Origin of the sequence: Liquorilactobacillus capillatus DSM 19910, from assembly GCF_001434915.1 — a bacterium.
GTDB classification, from domain to species: domain Bacteria; phylum Bacillota; class Bacilli; order Lactobacillales; family Lactobacillaceae; genus Liquorilactobacillus; species Liquorilactobacillus capillatus.
In genome coordinates, this window is sequence record NZ_AZEF01000027.1 from 333,816 (window position 1) to 351,000 (window position 17,185).

Below are 17,185 nucleotides of genomic sequence, written 5' to 3' on the forward strand. Positions count from 1 at the left end.
ATTTTACCACACTGTTTCCTATTAATACACTTCTCGCACCCTAAAACACGAAAATTAATTATCTTCATTGTTTATTATTCATTTTAAAGGATATGAATAAGCTCCTACTTCAAAATCAACGAGTATTTTATTACTAGCTTTTGCTTTAATACTCGGATAATAAACCATTTTTTGAGCTAATGTTGAAATCGATGCAATAACTTCATTACCATCATTCATATAGATTTTAATTTTTTCTGAATTAACATCTGACGGTGTATAATGAATTTCAGATATTGCACTCCGCAGATTAGATGGTAAACCTGCAATTTGTTTTGCCAAAGCTGCCAGTCGCCGTTGATTCCTGAAATCATAATACAATGGGTAGTTGCCTTGTGCTTCATCCCGCCGTACTTTTGAGACTTCACCTCGACTGTTTAAACGGTAATACTTACCTTTTTCAGCAACATAACCAACAATTGGAAACTCTTTTACTTTATAATTTACCGTTGTTCCCTTAATTACAAGTTTAACGTCTTTGATTTCTGTAACTTTTTCTTTAACGCTAGTTTTTATCTTCTCTTCATTCAACAAAACTTTTATTATCAAGTTATCCGTGCGTACTCCACCAGCTTTGATAATCGCCTTTTGAGTAAGTTGATCCGTTCCACTGACCATTAGCTTCTGTACCTTACTTATTGGTAGGATCAGATACAATGCTATTAGACCCAGCACAAGGAACAATACGAGATTGAATGTTAAATGTCGATACAAAATTTTACGTCTCTGTCTTACTAGATCCGGTAATTTATTACCAATTCTTTCTCTTTTAAAGAAATTATGTTTTTTACGCTGCAGTTTTTGCTTGCGTTCTTGCTGAGCTTGCTCCCAAGGAGTAAGAGGAGATTTTACTTGAGATTTAAATTTATTTTTTTTCAATTTTGACATCTCGTTTTTCTCTCTCCTTTACTTTTTAGCTACCTTGAGGCGCTTGTGATCAGCTGTTCCAATAAATTCGTTATTCGATCAGCTGCATCAGTTGTCCCAGCTTTTTTAGCGTTCTTACGCATCACTTCCTGCATTTTACTATCAGACATCAGTTTATCAATCAATTGAGCTAGACTTTTGCCATTCAAATCAGCCTCTTTAATCATCTCAGCTGCATGAGCATTTACTAAACTCTGTGCATTGTGTGTTTGATGGTCATTTGTCACATAGGGACTCGGTACTAAGATTGATGGGATTCCCAAAGCTGTAATTTCAGCTAAACTAGTTGCTCCAGCTCGTCCAACAATACAACTAATTTCTGGTAAAATAGACGGCATGTCAGGAATATATGGTTCTACTACCACATTTGATGGCTTATTTTGTCCAATCATATCTTTGATCTTATTAAAATGCACACTACCAGTAACAAAAAGCACTTGATAATCTTTACCGGCCAAAAGAGGGAAGGCTTCCACGGTAGCTTCATTGATCCTTTTAGCACCACGTGATCCGCCAAAAACTAATACCGTCTTTTTGGTAGGTGATAATCCATAATCCTTGAGACGATTACTTGACTTCATGCCCGCTACTTGCTGAGCACGCGGATTACCCGTAAAGACAACTTTTTCTGCTGGAAAATTATCGGCAGCTGCTGTAAATGAAATACCAATTTTATCAACAAAATGACTCAAAAACTTATTTGTGACACCCGCTACACTGTTTTGCTCATGAATAAAAGTTGGGATTTTCATTCTGGCTGCTGCATAAACGACTGCTCCGCACACAAAACCTCCCGTCCCGACGACAACATCCGGCTTAAATTCTTTCAGTATTTTCTTAGCAGTGTGTACACTTTTTAAAAATAAATAAACCGTCTTGAGATTCTCAAGTGAGAGTGAACGTTTAAAGCCCTGAATTCGAATCGTTTTAAAAGGAATGCCAGCGTCTGGAACTATTTTATTTTCCAAGCCTTTATGTGTTCCGACATAGAGTATTTCAGATGATGGCTGCTTTTTTTTGACAGCATCAATTAGAGCCAAGGCCGGATATATATGTCCACCCGTACCTCCGCCCGAAACTAATAACCTCATTTTGTTGTCCCCACCTTTTTGGCTAATTTTTCAATTGCATCAATATACATATCTCCTCGGACTTCGAAGGTCGGATATTGATCCCAACTTGCACAAGCTGGGGATAGAAGAATAATATCTCCTTCATTACTCATCTCATAGGCTAACGGTACAGCTGTCACAACGTTTTCTGTATGTTGGATTTCATTTATTCCAGCTTTCTTACCCGCAGCTTCCATAAGATCAGCTGTTTCACCAAATACTATCAGCTTACGAACATGCTTGAAAAAGGGGATTAAACGTTCAAAGGTAAAACCTCTGTCAAGTCCCCCTGCCAATAAAATAGTTGGTGCTTTAAACCCAGCTAAAGCTTTCTCGGTCGCTTCCATATTGGTTGCCTTCGAATCGTTGTAGAACTTGCGACCATTTAAAGTTGTAACATACTGTGTTCGATGGCGAACACCCGAAAAAGTCTTCAAAACCTCAACAATACTTTCTGTATCCTGCCCCATTAACTTGGCAACAGTTAATGCTGCTAAAGCATTCTCAACGTTATGTGCACCAGGTACTTTTATCTCCGATGCAGCCATTATTTTTTCGCCTCGGAAGTAAAGAAGCCCCTCTTTCTCATACGCACCTGTTTCAATCTTATCTTGACGTGAAAAAGGAACAATTTTCGCATGTGATTGTTTACTTAATTCCTGCCACTCATCTGAATCCCAGTTAACAACAAAAAAATCATTTTTATCTTGATTCATTGTAATTCGCATTTTTGCCTTGATATAATTTGCACGTGAACCATGATAATCCGTATGAGCTTCATAAATATTAGTTAACACAGCAATGTGTGGGTGTAATTTCGTGATTCCTAGTAATTGAAAGCTTGATAGTTCACTGACCATAACATCCTTCACAGTTGCCTTTTGTGCAACTAAAGTTGCTGGAACACCAATATTACCCGCTACATAGGCTTGGCCTTCTTTACGATTCTGATTTAACATTAATGAAATCATTGTCGTTGTCGTTGTCTTGCCATTTGTTCCTGTTATCCCGACCAATTGCCCTTCAAGTATCTCAGCAGCTAACTCCGGCTCAGTAATAATCTGCAGCTTTTGTTTGACTGCAGCACTAACTAATACATTTGAATATGGGATGCCAGGGTTTTTAACCACTAATTCTGTTTCATCCAACAGCTCTAACGGATGACTCCCAGTAATAACTTTGATTCCCTTCTCTTCGAGTTCAGTAACAATCCTTGTATCTTTCGGCTTTTTTAAATCATTGACTGTTACCCGTGCACCCAACTTAACTAAAAGCTGAGCTGCGTTGAGGCCACTTTTTCCTAAGCCAATAACAAGGATATGTTTATTCTCGTAATTTGTAATTTTCTTCATTTAGAGGACTTCCTTTTAAATTATCGTGATTATTATTAATATCTAAACACTTGTTAGTAAAAAGACTAGGCCAGCAATCAAACCAATCGTCCAAAAGGTCAAATCGATGCGCCATTCGCTCCAGCCACATAATTCAAAATGATGATGGATTGGACTCATTTTAAAGATCCGCTTACCTGTCAGCTTAAAGGATGCAACCTGCAACATAACACTAGCCGTTTCAATCACAAAAATAATCCCTACAAAAAGTAAAGATAGTTCATGGTGTAGTAATATCGAGACTGCTGCCAAAGCCCCTCCCAGTGCCAAGGAACCCATATCACCCATAAAAATTTTAGCAGGTTTATGGTTAAAGACTAGAAAACCTAACAGAGCACCGATAACGGTTAAACAGAATAATAAAATATCAATTTGATTTTGAATATAAGCAGTAATAGCATATGTCCCAAAAGCGATACTTGCCTGCCCAGCGACCAGGCCATCAATTCCATCAGTTAAGTTAACCGCATTTGAAAACCCAACTAACCAAAAAATTACAAAGAAAATATACAAGAAACCTAATGGTAATTCATATCCGAAAAATCCGAGTGAAAGTGGAAGTCCTTCTTGTAAGTAGACCCACATAAAGACGACTGCACCAATTATCTGTCCTAAAAGCTTTTGCCAAGCTTTTAAACCTTCGTTTTGCTTTTTCCAAAGCTTAATAGAATCATCCCAAAAACCTAACAGCCCATAAAGAATTAAAATAAACTCCAATACGATAACTCTGACTGTCAGTTCTTTCATAACAAACGAAATCAAAATACCGACAATAACGATCGTGCTATTAAAAACTAAACCACCCATCGTTGGTGTCCCAGATTTTTTTTGATGCCACTTAGGTCCATCTTCACGGATCATCTGGCCCTGATTCTTTTTATGTGCATAATTGATAAAAACCGGTAAAAAGATCACCGTAATAACAAAACTGCTGATAATTGGTATCATTGCTTCTAATCCTGTCATCGCCTAAATTGCTCCTCTTCCCTTTAATGCTTTCTCAGCTTCTTCAACATCATCAAAATGATTTTTCTTACCCTTAATAATCTGATAATCTTCATGGCCTTTTCCAGCAATCAAAATAATATCATTAGGTTGCGCCCGCTTAATCGCATATTCAATTGCTGCATGACGATCAGTCAAGACCTGTACTTCACTCTGTTCTTGAATAGAAAGGCCAGCTAACATATCATCAATAATTGCCTGAGGTTCTTCCGATCGTGGATTATCCGAGGTAAAAATAGGATAATCACTATATTTTAATGCAATCTGTGCCATTTTAGGTCGCTTGCCATGATCACGATCACCACCGCAACCAATAACACAAAAAACCTTTCCTTGAGCAAAGTCATTGATAGTTTCTAGAGCATTCAATAACCCATCGGGCGTATGTGAATAATCAACTATTGCACTAATTCCAATAGAAGAAGAAATTAACTGCAACCGTCCTTTAACACCCTTAAAAGACGTTAGTGTAGCTATGATTTCTTCTGATGGCAATCCTGCTGCGTAAGCTGCTGCATAAGCTGCCAAAATATTATAAACATTAAATAGTCCGACCATTTTGACTTTCAAATGCTGTTTTTCCCCAAAAACTTCTAAATCAAAGTCAGTTCCTTGACTATGGATAACAACATTTGATGCCTTGATCATCGCGTTGTCTTTAATACCATATGTCAATACTGGAGCTGCTGTATCTTCTTCTAGCTTTCTGCCCATTGGGTCATCTATATTTAAAATAGCTACTTTATTATCCCCTTGATGCTTGTACTCATTACCCAATTGTGAGAACAGCAGGCTTTTAGCATGCGCATAATTCTCCATCGTTTTATGATAATCTAGATGATCCCGTGTTAGATTAGTAAAGACGGCGATGTCAAAATCAACTCCCCAAACTCTGCCTTGAACAAGTGCAATTGAAGAAACTTCCATTGCTACAGAAGATACACCTTGCTCAACCATCTTACTTAAAGTCCGTTGTAAAGTGATCACATCGGGAGTCGTATTTTTAGTTGGATAGATTTTATCACCAATTCGTCGGTACATAGTTCCAATCAAACCGGTCTTTTCACCATGTTCACGAAAAATCTTTTCGATAATATGCGTCACAGTTGTTTTACCATTCGTACCCGTAACTCCAATCATGCGCATTGCTTCACTGGGAGCTCCATAAAATTTATTACTTAAAATAGCCATCGCCCGATTAGTATTTTCAACATAAACCACCGGAATATCTGGTGAAACTACTTTCTCTTGTGCAATTATCATTGCCGCACCCTTTTTAAGTGCGTCCGGTACAAATGTATGCCCATCGATCTGTGAACCAGCAATTGCGATAAAAATACTGTTTTCAATTACTTCACGTGTGTCTTGTGTAACCGTCGAAACAACAAAATCATTATAATCTGCAGGAATAACCTGTTTGAATCTTAAACTTTCTATCAATTTACTTGCTAACATTTTTTACCACATCATTCCTACTTTAATTGTATATTGATTGATCCAATACCATCAAGTGACTTATTAGTCGCGACACTTTGCGAGACTACATAGCCTGTCCCCGTGATATTAAATTTTATCCCTAATAGACTAGCTAATTTTAACACATCACTTCGCGACCAACCACTAGTATCAGGCATTCTCTTCTGACCATTAGTCAAAATAATAATTCGTTCTCCAGATAAGAGAATACTATTTTTAGTGGCTGACTGCGCCGTAACTTTAGTACCATTCCCAATTGTCGTGACAAAGAAGCCTGCTTCACTTAATTTTAGCTTAGCCTCCACTGTACTTTTTCCAACTACGTCCGCTACCTTTGCTTGCGTAGATGACGATGATGTCTCTTTATCTTCTTCCAATGCGCGCCGCATTAATGGATTAAAAATAAAAGCCAACATCTGTGAAGAAGTCCCGGTTCCTAACGTTGTCGGTTGTTTCATCGTCAAATACAGAATATACTTCGGGTTAGTTGCAGGTGCCATGCCTACTACAGAAAAAATATAATTAGTATCCCCAGTCAGGTAACCGGTCCCCGCGGAATTTCCAATTTGAGCAGTCCCAGTTTTGACACCGATCCGATAACCATCAATTTTGTACGCTGAGCCTGTTCCATTTTCATTATAGACAACGTCTTGCATCAGTCCCAAGACCTTGTTAGCTGTTTCTTTCTTAATTGGATGACCAACAACCTTAGTTTTATTCTGCAAAATAGTTTCATTATTGTTCGGGTCAACAACCTTTTTTACAAACTGTGGCTTAACCATTTTACCATTGTTTGCAATTGCAGAAAAAGCTTGCATCATTTGAAGTCCCGTAACAGTTATCCCTTGCCCATAAGCAGTATTAGCACGGTCAATCGGATATTTATACTCAATACTGCCACTAGCTTCATTTGGAATTACTGAACCAGTTTTTTGCAACAGACCGAAGCGTTTAATATATTTCAACCACACTTTACTCCCCATTGTTTGTTCAAGATGGGCCATGCCAACATTAGATGAACGAATAAAAGCATCCCGATACGTAATGTAGCCCCAACCATTCGTGTCCCAATCATCGATCGTTTTACCGTCAATTTTATAGGTACCAGATTTAAACGTACTATTTGCATTATATGCACCACTATTAATTGCAGCTGCTGTCGTCAAAACTTTCATCGTTGAGCCTGGTTCATAACTATCTTCAGCAAGTGTATTACGCCACACCTGATTAATGCCTTCTTTTGTTTGCGCATTAAATGTCGGTCTTTGGCTGGCGGCTATAATTTCCCCAGTATGGGCATTCATTAAGATTGCATTTGAAGATGCTGTATGATATTTATCTTGTGCTTGTGTCATCAGTGTTTCTAAATATGTTTGCAATCTCGAATCAATGGTTGTATAAACATTATCGCCATTTTCAGCTTTTCGTGTTTTAATTTTTTTACCTGGAATAGGTGTACCATGAATATCTTTTTCAAAACTTCTAATTCCATTTATTCCTGTCAAATCTTTATTAAAGGTCTTTTCCAGTCCCATAACACCAACCATTTTTTCGGCCTGATTTTCAGCAAGTCCAATAATATGTGATGCAAAAACTCCATTAGGATAAAGCCGTGCTTGCGACTCTTTGAAGTTAACTCCTGTTATTCCTGCAGCCGCAATTTTCTTTTTGGTTTCGAGTGAAATATTTTTACCTGCACTACTCATTTCGACTTGATATGTATCCTTATCTACCGGATTCAGAATCTTACGCACCCTATCATAACTGACTGGCAAGTTTTGACTTAAAACCCGGGCAGCCTTGTCCTTATCCTTATCAGCAAGATACTCACGCTTACCAAAAGCAACTGCTTTTTTTGAAAGAATAATATAGACAGAGTAAGTTGATGTATCTTCTGCAATCGGTTGGTTATCTGCATCATAAATCGTTCCCCGTTGTGCTTTCACTTCCATCTTAGTTGCATAAAGCTGCATAACTCGTTGGGGAAGATTCACACCGTCAATCTTTTTATACAGACCAATATAAAAAAAGCGACCGATAAATACCACAAAGATCAACCCTACAATAAAAAACACACCAATTCCAAAATGTTTTCTACTATATTGCGACTTGTGTTTATTTACCTGTCGTTTATTTTTTAAACTCATTTATTAACATTCCTTATATTCTGTTCATTCATCGTCAGACCAACTTTTTTAGCCACATCCATCAAGCGACTACGACTTGACAATTCACTCACTTCTTGCTTTTTATCAACATTTTTATTTTGAACACTTGTTATTCGCTGATTAACAGTTTGTAAATCGTATTGTGCTTTAGACAAAGCAATCTTCGCAGACACCACACTAACCATTAGGAACATTATTACGAGACTTGTGACTGCCAGTACCGTTCCTTCAAAACGGGATAAAGGGACATGACTCGGTTTCTTTTCTATTTGCGGATTATGTATTGGAACACTTTTCTTCTCTGGCTGGATTGCTATTTTTCTTACAGCATCTTGCGGCATCACATCACACCCCTTCTTTATTTAAGCGCTGTTCGTTCAATGATACGTAGTTTAGCTGAGTGCGCCCTACGGTTATCATTTAGTTCATCAGTTTGCGGTTTAATCGGTTTTTTATTAATAAGTCGATACGCAGGTATAACATCAGCAGGAATAACTGGTAGACCTGGTGGAAGTTCAGGCAACTGGCTCTTCTCTTTAAAAAGAGTTTTTACAAGTCGATCTTCAAGCGACTGAAATGTAATAATGCTGATTCGACCACCTACATTGAGTATATCCAACGCTTGAACTAGTGATTCTTCCAGAGCACCTAACTCATCATTAACTGCAATTCTAATTGCTTGGAAAACTCGCTTGGCCGGGTGGCCACCTGTTCGACGTGCCCGGGCTGGAATGGCCTCTTTAATCAGTTCTACTAGCTGTCCTGTTGTTGCTATTTCAGTAATCTCACGTTGTTTTTCAATGTGACGTGCAATTGACTTAGCATATTTTTCTTCTCCATAACGAAAGAAAATACGAACTAATTCTGCATAACTCCACTCATTAACGATCTGCCTAGCATCTAGACTCTGTTCTTGATTCATTCGCATATCCAAAGGAGCATCATAACGATAACTGAAACCACGTTGTGCATTATCAAACTGCGGTGAAGAAACACCTAAATCATATAGAATACCGTCAACATGCTTAATTCCACGTTGATTCAGTTGGGTCTTTAACTCACGAAAATTTGCTTTGATAAAAGTTATTTTTTTTTCAAGTAAAGCGGCTGTTAATTTAGTTTGATTAAAGTCAAGAGCCGTCTGGTCCTGATCAAAAGCAAACAAGTGTCCAGCAGACGAAAGCTTACCTAGAATCTGTTTGCTGTGTCCGCCACCACCCAAAGTACAATCTACATAAAGGCCATCTTCTTTGATATTTAATCCTGCAACGGCTTCATGAAGAAGGACCGTTTTATGTTCAAATTCACTCACTTGCTCTTCCTCACAATCCGAAATCAATCATATTTTCAGCAATATCATCAAAATCAACTTCAACTTCTTTTGAGAATTCATCCCAGCGATCTTCAGCCCAAATCTCAAAACGATTAGAGACCCCAACAACAACACATTTCTTAGTCAAGACTGCGTGTGTCCGCAATGATTTAGGAAGAGTTATTCTTCCTTGTTTATCAAAATCACACTCAGTTGCAGCTGAATAAAAAAATCTAACAAAGGCGCGCGCATCTTTTTTTGTCAATGGGAGTTTTTGTAGTTTGGCTTGCAGTGTTGCCCATTCTGCCTGCGGGTAACCAAATAGACAGCCATCCATTCCCCTAGTGACCACAAAATCACTTCCAAGTTCTTCTCGGAACTTTGCAGGAATGATCAGGCGCCCTTTGGCATCAATTGTATGCCGATATTCTCCCATAAACATGAAGATACACCTCCCCGACAGCGCTACACCTTGATATTACCACAATCCCCCACTTTAAGCCACATTTTCACACGTTGTTACCACATTGTTAATTACTTGTAAAATTTAATTATCTAAAAGGCCGAAAAACAACTTTTACCTAGCAATTTTTAAAATATATCAAATTCAATAGCCAAAAAAATCCAGTTGAGAAAAGATGCTGTCAACATCCCTCAACTGGACCAACTAAATTTATATTTTAAAAACCATTATTTTACCGCTGTGAAAATAACTATTCCGGTGTATAAAACAATGACTCCAAGGTCGACAAAACGCCAATAACGTAAAAAGAACACCCGGTAGACTAACTCTCTTTTTAATAAAACATCCACCAATGTCATTAAGATCCCCCAAGTAGCCATTCCTAGTAAAACATACGGTAGAGCTGAATTTCCACGCTGATTAAGTGTTAGAAAATAAATTCCTCCAAGCATAAAGACGACAACGATATCAACTGGCAGTAATCTTTTGGGAAAAAGAAACGGAACTTTCTTTACACCTAACTGCATTAGTAACCAGACAACAAGTAAAATAAGGAGCTGATAATACCATGTTCCTAATATTGTTTCCATGCTAGTGCCCATCGATTAAAAACTTATCATGTAAAATATTAACTGCAGCTGTTAAATCCTTTTGACGGACCAAGACCCAAATAGTAGTGTAACTGTCCGTTGTCTGCAGAATCTCAATCTTATTTTGTGAAAGTGCCGCAACAATTTTAGCGGTTATGCCTGGTGTTCCCATAATACCGGCCCCCACGATTGAAACCTTCACACATTCTTCGACTACGGTCGCAGGGATATCGTTTGCCCTTAAAACCTTTTTAGCAGTGTTTGAATCCTCAGCACTAAGGTTAAAAACGATCTTCTCAGGTAAAATATTAATAAAATCAACACTTAAATGCTTTTGAGCTAATAACTGAAAAACCTTTTCGGCTGGATAATCCGCCGTTGCGATACTAAACTGTGTTAAGCCCGTTTGATGAGCGATCCCGGTTACAGTTCGATAATGTTCAATTGAAAGATCCCGATCTGAAACAAGTGTTCCCAGTTCGTTAAGCGCATCCCAGGTTGATCTAATCCTTAACTGTAGATGTGCCTGCTGTGCAATTTCAACCGCTCGAGGGTGAATAACTTTAGCCCCCTCATGAGCCATGTTAGCTACTTCTTCATAGCTAACATTGCTTAAGAAACGAGCTTTTTTAACGATCCTTGGATCAGCCGTCATTAGCCCCGCAACATCTGTAAAGATATCAACTCTTTCTGCATCTAAAGCCGCTCCTAGTAATGCAGCTGTTGTATCACTGCCACCTCTTCCAAGGGTAGAGATATGACCTTCTTCCGACATTCCTTGAAAACCTGCAACTACAACCACGTCATGATCCTTAAAGGCCTTTAAGATTGCATTTGTCTTTATATCTGTTACTTTGGCGTTTTGATATTCATTATTAGTTTTAATTCCTGCATCTGGACCACTCATGGCGATAGCGTTAAAATCTCTATTTCGTAACGTTTCTGTAAAAACAGCGGTTGAAATTATCTCACCAACTGAAACAAGCATATCCAGTTCGCGTGTATCAAGCTTAGTTTTTGCACCGTCAACTAGACATAATAATGAATCAGTTGAATACGGTGCTCCTATCCGCCCGATAGCAGATACTACAACTACAACTTTATAGCCCTGAGAAACAGTATAGCGAACATGTTCAATAGCTTTTAGTCGTGTTTTATCACTAGCAACCGAAGTGCCACCAAACTTTTGAACCATTATTTTCATGATCTTTTCTCCTCTAAATAATTCAAATCCAAAACTATAATTCTAGTTTCTGAGCTGTCTGAGAATCAACCACTTCTGGACTTTCAACATAAATTTTGTGCCACATCATGAAAGTTAAGATTGTCCATAATTTACGTGAATTATCTCTTTTTTGTTCACGGTGCTCCTCTAACAAGTTTAAGAAATAAGTTTTATTGAAATACTGGTCTGTCTGTGATTCCTTAATAATATTTTTAGCCCAGTCATACATTTCATCCCGTAACCAGAATCGAATCGGAACAGGGAAACCCAGTTTTTTACGATTAAGTACGTGATCAGGTACGATCCCTTCAGCTGCTTTACGTAAGATATATTTTGTCGTTCCATGGGCTATCCGTAAGTCTGCTGGTATTTCACTTGCAACAGCGAAAACTTCTTTATCTAAGAAAGGTGTCCGTAACTCCAAGCTATGTGCCATCGTAGTTCTATCAGCATTATGCAGCAGGTCTCCGTTTAACCAAGCATGCATATCAATAAACTGCATTTGGCTGATCGGATCATAATTACGTGAATCATGATAAAAGGGGGCCGTCATAGTTTGCAATGGATGCTTTTTATTATAATTTTTCATAAACTGCTGTTTTTCTTTTTCGTTGAAAATAAATGCGTTACCTACATATCGATCTTCAAGTGGCGTTGTTCCCCGCAAAAGGAAACTACGACCCTTAACTCCTTCAGGCATCATATACGCTATTTTATTTAATACACCGTTCAATGGCTTAGTATAACGGAATGGTTTAAGAGATTCCGGCTCATGATAGATGGTATACCCACCAAATAACTCATCCGCACCTTCACCAGTCAAAGCAACCTTAACACGCTTACGTGCGTCACGAGCAACAAAATATTGTGGAACTGCTGCTGGATCAGCCAATGGATCATCCATATTCCACACAAAGTGCGGAAAAACCTTCATAAATTCTTCTGGTGTAATGATCGAGCTATAATTCTTAACACCTAACTTCTCTGCCGTTTCTTGCGCGACATCTATTTCACTATAACCTTCACGTTGAAACCCAACCGAGATCGTTTCTAAATGCGAATTAAAATGTTTCGCAATCGCAACTATAATGGACGAGTCGATCCCACCTGAAAGAAATGAACCCACCGGAACATCGGCACGCATATGCTTTTCAACCGAATCAAATAGTACATCACGAACCTTTTTAATATATTCGCTTTCTGGGCGTTGAACCGGTTTAAACTGTGCGTAATAATAACGTTTTTTCTGAGGCTTTTCACCCAACTTCTTAATTAAGTAATAACCCGGTTCCAACATTTGGATTTCCTGTGTCAGTGTCTCTGGTTCAGGCACAAACTGAAAGGTCATGTAATCTTGTAAAGCATTTTTATTAAGTGTCTTTTGCTGGATTACTTTATAAATAGCCTTACTCTCTGAACCATAATAAAAGTCATCACCAATAACAGCGTAATAAAAAGGCTTTATCCCAAAATGATCACGTGCGGCAAAAAAAGTTTTTGCCTTGCGATCCCAAATAACAAATACGTACATTCCACGAAAGAACTTCACACAATCTTCTTTGTATTTAGCATACATTGCCAAAATAACTTCAGAATCTGAATCTGTTTTGAATTCGTAACCTTCCTTTTTCAATTCCGCCCGTAATTCTAAATAATTATAGATCTCACCATTAAAAGTCATCCAATAACGTTCGTTATCATAAGAAAGAGGTTGATGTCCTCCCTCCAAGTCGATAATGCTCAGTCGTCTAAAACCCATTGTAATATTATCATCTTCAAAATAGCCATCATCATCAGGCCCGCGATGAACAATCATCTTGTTCATTTTTTGAATTAATTCATTATATTTTTTACCTGAATCTTTCTTGATATCAGATAAACACCCTACGAAACCGCACATAATTTGCACCTCTTCTGGTTATTTTTCCACTCGCTATATTATAATTGTTTAACGCGTTGATTTCAATTTGTTTCCTATTTCGTAAACTTTTTTTCACTTTTACTAACAATAGATTCTGCATAAACTAAACTGAGTTTATTTGACATTTTTAAATAGATAACGGTATAGTTAACTGTAAAATATGAAAGGTGAATCTACTTTGGCTAAAAAAAAGAAAAGTCGCTTTCAAAAAATAACAATGTTTGTTGTCTGGCTTATGATCATCGCAACGGTTGGGACAGTCGTTCTTTCTGCTGTCTTCTCAGTTATGGGCTATTAAGACCAAAGATTTAACTAACCATTCTACTATTGTTGTTTTCATCTTGAGAAACTAAAAGAGCAGTGATAAGTGTCGACTTATTACCGCTCTTTTAATTTAGCTTCAAATTATACGTATTAATAATAATTATGATATTGCCTTCATCATTAAAGAATGCCCGTTACCCTCTTTTTAAACATATTCTATAATCACTATCTCCTCAAAAGGTTCCCTTTTAGTTATCCCCTACACTTATTAAAATTTATTTCGACAAATTTTTTAATTCCACTCAGCTGCGTCTAAAATTAAAACTATTTTTTATTTTAAAAATCAGATTTTCAACTCTAAATTGCGTACTATACCTGTAAGATCTTGGATAACAATCTTTACTGCTGTAATACTTTTTTGTCCGTTCTTTCTTTTAATCGTTCATACCGACATATTTCTTAATTTCAGCTAACCTCTTTTTAGTATTAGCTGAATTAGCAACTCGCCCATTTATTAACTGGTTAACGTATGGTTTGGAAAGCCCAAAATAATTCGCAATATCTGTTTGTGAACTTGGCTTAATCCCCATTCGCTTGTTACGCTTTAAACACACTAAAATAGCATCAGCAAATTCATATGACATAATTTCCACCTTCCATCGTTTAATTAGCTGGTTTAACTAAAAAGTTAGTTAATTTGTTTGACGATACCTGATCATTATTATAAAATCAACGATAAGTACTGGTTTAAAACATTAGAAAAAAAATTATTTAAGCTGGTTCAACTGAGTAACCTTTCAATTCAACTTAGCTTTCTTAATAGAATTATACTAACTTATATGTTAGATTTCAATGCTTTTTCTAACTTTTTAGTTATAACATTATACTTAGGAGACTTACAATGACAGCTGTAGATCGCATAAAAAAATTAGCTAAAGACCAGAAAATGTCTGTTTATGAACTTGAAGAAGAGCTAGGTTTTGGACGTAACACTATTTATCAATGGACGAAAAGAACTCCCTCGGCCGAACGGGTCAGAAAAGTCGCGGATTACTTTGGTGTTTCGATCGACTATATTATGGGACGTTCACAAAGTAGTGATGCCTATCCTGAAATTGATCTAGCAGATACAGAGGATGTTATTTTAACTTTTGAAGGAAAGACAATTCCACAAGAAGATATTGAACTGATTAAACAGCTTTTACGCAAAAACAAAAACTAATACTTTTTTTCAGGAAGGAGATCCTATGGATGAAATTATTCTGGAATCATTGCTACAAAAAGCTCAAGAACTTCAAATTCATGTTATTTGGTCAAATGAATTAGGTCCTGAAACACCACCAACAGCTTCATTTAAATATCGCAGTATCGTTATGAATGAAAACTGGTACAACCAAGATGAGCTCACGTTTCAACTCGCTCATGAATTAGCACATATTCTTAATGGCAATGCTTACGATGCAGCTTTGTATAAACGAACCTTTAGTTGTCATGCACTTATTGAACATGAAGCAAACGTTGGTGCTCTTGAACTATTGCTCCCTTATTACTGTGAAAATATTAATAAAAAGGCCGCTAACACGGTTGATTTTATGACAATTTTTCATATTCCTTCTCATTTGCTTGAAGCAACTGCTAGATTGATACATCGCTACTACCAAGGTCAGGCATCTCTTCCACTACTTTGCAAATAAAAGCGGTTAACTTTCACATATAAAAAAATAAAAGAAGTTATGGTAAAATTCCAAAGTTTACCGTAATTTCTTTTATTTTTTTTAAATTTATAATATATAACTTTAGGTTTATTTACAATAACAAATCCAGGCTCATATCTATCATCTTTAAAGTTTTATAAATCACGATTTAATTCTATTATTTATTATTATTACTTATTTTACTATTAAAAAGCCTTCGTAAGTTAATTATTTCAACAAGCTAATTGTTGTTTTTATGTATTTTATTATAAGTTTAATCTATTACTGTTCATTATTTTAAATTAAATATAATCATTATACTGTCGATAACTAAAGTAATGTTGTTTTAGGGAAACCACTTACTAATTAAACTATTGGAGGTTACTTGCATGCGAATTAAGGTAAGATTTTTTACATTAAAAGGATTAAGAATTAATGATGCTCACAGTGATGCAATTAGACTATTACTAGAATATGAGCTTGATGGAACATTCAAACACGTGATTTTATTAACAAAAACATGCTCAATTAACAACTATATTTATAAACTCTCACTTCATGGTGGGTTACTAAACGTTACTTCCTCAGATATGGACGCTAAAAAATATTTTGATAGTAATAAGGAAGAATTCAATATTGCGATTAATAATTTTAACTGTAATATCGTCCAGAAGATGGTTGATAATATTCTGTTTTAAAAAATAAGCTTATTCCCTTAAACAACATAAACCCACCTTCTGATAAAGAAGATGGGTTCTTAAAAAACTTGTTTAATTAGCTAAAATAAATTTAAATAAAAAATAGCTTACATTATCTTTTCCACCCAGTCTAAACACTCCCAAGTGGCCTGCTTAACTAGTCATTCTCGCTTTGTTGAGTAATATTTCCCTTGATATCATCGAACAGAACCCTTTCAACCTTAAAAGCATTCCGAACATCAATTTTACTTAATGTAAAATCACTAGGCTTTTTTAAAAGGCTAGTCCCATCCATGTTTTGAATAGTATCAAGCTCTAAATGATTATTGTTTGAAATAATGATCAAGGAGCCTTGCCCCTTATAATTGGGAGCCTTAGCCATATCGTCTGTTACTTCATTATCAGTCCCACGATAAACACCCTGGACTTCTTTTCCTTTGACTAACAGTGTTACTGGTTTTATAACTTTGGCCATCTTTTTATTCTCCTTCTAGATAATTCCTACGATATTATGAATAATGGATATTAAATAGACTTGAGTTGGACAAGGACACTATACAGTATATGTACAGTGTCCTCTAATCAAGTTAGTTACATCAAATTTCTTTAAAACTTTATTACAAGAACCGAATCCAAACTCTAACTTCCATCGATCCGCCCCAACCTCTACAGAATCATTGCAGTTCCTAGACTGCGCCTCTATCATGAAAGATCCTAACAAATTAAAACCCGATCTATAAATTAAATAACGCTTAATATAACCGTATTATACCACAATTCTTTTAATGTTCCTAATTACCTTTGGGTATAGTGATTGTCCCTCTATTTAGCTACTTGATAATAGTGGTTCTACAATATCTGTTGTTGGTAATAGATTTCTCTATTACTAATGACAGATTT

Annotated in this window: 18 protein-coding genes; 4 read left to right on the plus strand and 14 right to left on the minus strand. The window is 36.6% G+C overall.

Features of this window, described 5'->3' with window-relative positions; genetic code table 11:
- Positions 1-78: 78 nt before the first annotated feature.
- The 12 genes from FC81_RS07295 to asnB all read right to left on the minus strand — a co-directional run bounded on the left by FC81_RS07295 (position 79) and on the right by asnB (position 13,608).
- A complete protein-coding gene (locus tag FC81_RS07295) occupies positions 79-927 on the minus strand; it encodes a cell division protein FtsQ/DivIB (protein WP_057744968.1) in 849 nt (282 codons plus the stop codon).
- A 29-nt stretch (positions 928-956) separates the two neighbouring features.
- A complete protein-coding gene (gene murG, locus FC81_RS07300) occupies positions 957-2,057 on the minus strand; it encodes an undecaprenyldiphospho-muramoylpentapeptide beta-N-acetylglucosaminyltransferase (RefSeq protein WP_057744970.1) in 1,101 nt (366 codons plus the stop codon).
- Entirely contained in the window at positions 2,054-3,430 is a 1,377-nt protein-coding gene (gene murD / locus FC81_RS07305) for a UDP-N-acetylmuramoyl-L-alanine--D-glutamate ligase (protein ID WP_057744973.1), read from the minus strand. Before murD ends, murG begins: the two co-directional genes overlap by 4 nt.
- A gap of 42 nt (positions 3,431-3,472) precedes the next feature.
- Positions 3,473-4,435: a phospho-N-acetylmuramoyl-pentapeptide-transferase gene (gene mraY, locus FC81_RS07310; RefSeq protein WP_057744977.1), complete on the minus strand. Its 963-nt coding sequence runs from the start codon at positions 4,433-4,435 to the stop codon at positions 3,473-3,475.
- 3 nt (positions 4,436-4,438) lie between these two features.
- The gene (locus tag FC81_RS07315) at positions 4,439-5,929 is read right to left on the minus strand and encodes a UDP-N-acetylmuramoyl-L-alanyl-D-glutamate--2,6-diaminopimelate ligase (protein ID WP_057744979.1); all 1,491 of its coding nucleotides are present in this window, start codon (positions 5,927-5,929) and stop codon (positions 4,439-4,441) included.
- Between the two features lie 17 nt (positions 5,930-5,946).
- Positions 5,947-8,097 carry a penicillin-binding transpeptidase domain-containing protein gene (locus FC81_RS07320; RefSeq protein ID WP_057744989.1) on the minus strand — a complete coding sequence of 717 codons (2,151 nt, stop codon included), beginning with the start codon at positions 8,095-8,097 and terminating at the stop codon, positions 5,947-5,949.
- Positions 8,094-8,459, minus strand: a complete 366-nt coding sequence (ftsL, locus tag FC81_RS07325) for a cell division protein FtsL (RefSeq protein WP_057744993.1) — start codon at positions 8,457-8,459, stop codon at positions 8,094-8,096. Before ftsL ends, FC81_RS07320 begins: the two co-directional genes overlap by 4 nt.
- 17 nt (positions 8,460-8,476) lie before the next feature.
- The gene (rsmH, locus tag FC81_RS07330; protein ID WP_057744995.1) at positions 8,477-9,430 is read right to left on the minus strand and encodes a 16S rRNA (cytosine(1402)-N(4))-methyltransferase RsmH; all 954 of its coding nucleotides are present in this window, start codon (positions 9,428-9,430) and stop codon (positions 8,477-8,479) included.
- A 10-nt stretch (positions 9,431-9,440) separates the two neighbouring features.
- Positions 9,441-9,872, minus strand: a complete 432-nt coding sequence (mraZ, locus tag FC81_RS07335; protein ID WP_057744998.1) for a division/cell wall cluster transcriptional repressor MraZ — start codon at positions 9,870-9,872, stop codon at positions 9,441-9,443.
- A 248-nt stretch (positions 9,873-10,120) separates the two neighbouring features.
- Positions 10,121-10,483 carry a DUF3397 family protein gene (locus FC81_RS07340; protein WP_057745001.1) on the minus strand — a complete coding sequence of 121 codons (363 nt, stop codon included), beginning with the start codon at positions 10,481-10,483 and terminating at the stop codon, positions 10,121-10,123.
- 1 nt (position 10,484) lies between these two features.
- Complete coding sequence (dapG, locus tag FC81_RS07345; protein WP_057745003.1) at positions 10,485-11,687, minus strand: aspartate kinase; 1,203 nt, start codon at positions 11,685-11,687, stop codon at positions 10,485-10,487.
- A gap of 34 nt (positions 11,688-11,721) precedes the next feature.
- Positions 11,722-13,608 (minus strand): asparagine synthase (glutamine-hydrolyzing), encoded by a 1,887-nt coding sequence (gene asnB, locus FC81_RS07350; protein ID WP_057745006.1) that lies wholly within the window; start codon positions 13,606-13,608, stop codon positions 11,722-11,724.
- 199 nt (positions 13,609-13,807) lie between these two features.
- Here asnB and FC81_RS10760 point away from each other — a divergent pair, with 199 nt between their 5' ends.
- The gene (locus FC81_RS10760) at positions 13,808-13,927 is read left to right on the plus strand and encodes a DUF4044 domain-containing protein (protein WP_083478785.1); all 120 of its coding nucleotides are present in this window, start codon (positions 13,808-13,810) and stop codon (positions 13,925-13,927) included.
- Between the two features lie 400 nt (positions 13,928-14,327).
- Here FC81_RS10760 and FC81_RS07355 read toward each other — a convergent pair whose 3' ends face one another.
- A complete protein-coding gene (locus FC81_RS07355) occupies positions 14,328-14,537 on the minus strand; it encodes a helix-turn-helix domain-containing protein (RefSeq protein ID WP_057745008.1) in 210 nt (69 codons plus the stop codon).
- A 257-nt stretch (positions 14,538-14,794) separates the two neighbouring features.
- Between FC81_RS07355 and FC81_RS07360 the strand changes: the two genes are divergently transcribed.
- The 3 genes from FC81_RS07360 (at position 14,795) to FC81_RS07370 (ending at position 16,285) form a co-directional block, all read left to right on the plus strand.
- On the plus strand, positions 14,795-15,115 hold the full coding sequence (locus tag FC81_RS07360) for a helix-turn-helix domain-containing protein (protein WP_057745011.1): 321 nt from the start codon (positions 14,795-14,797) through the stop codon (positions 15,113-15,115).
- Positions 15,116-15,140: 25 nt separating this feature from the next.
- Positions 15,141-15,587, plus strand: a complete 447-nt coding sequence (locus FC81_RS07365; RefSeq protein ID WP_057745015.1) for an ImmA/IrrE family metallo-endopeptidase — start codon at positions 15,141-15,143, stop codon at positions 15,585-15,587.
- Positions 15,588-15,976: 389 nt separating this feature from the next.
- Complete coding sequence (locus FC81_RS07370) at positions 15,977-16,285, plus strand: hypothetical protein (RefSeq protein ID WP_057745018.1); 309 nt, start codon at positions 15,977-15,979, stop codon at positions 16,283-16,285.
- A 157-nt stretch (positions 16,286-16,442) separates the two neighbouring features.
- Here the strand turns inward: FC81_RS07370 and FC81_RS07375 are convergent, their stop codons facing one another.
- A complete protein-coding gene (locus tag FC81_RS07375; RefSeq protein WP_057745021.1) occupies positions 16,443-16,760 on the minus strand; it encodes a hypothetical protein in 318 nt (105 codons plus the stop codon).
- Between the last annotated feature and the right edge of the window lie 425 nt (positions 16,761-17,185).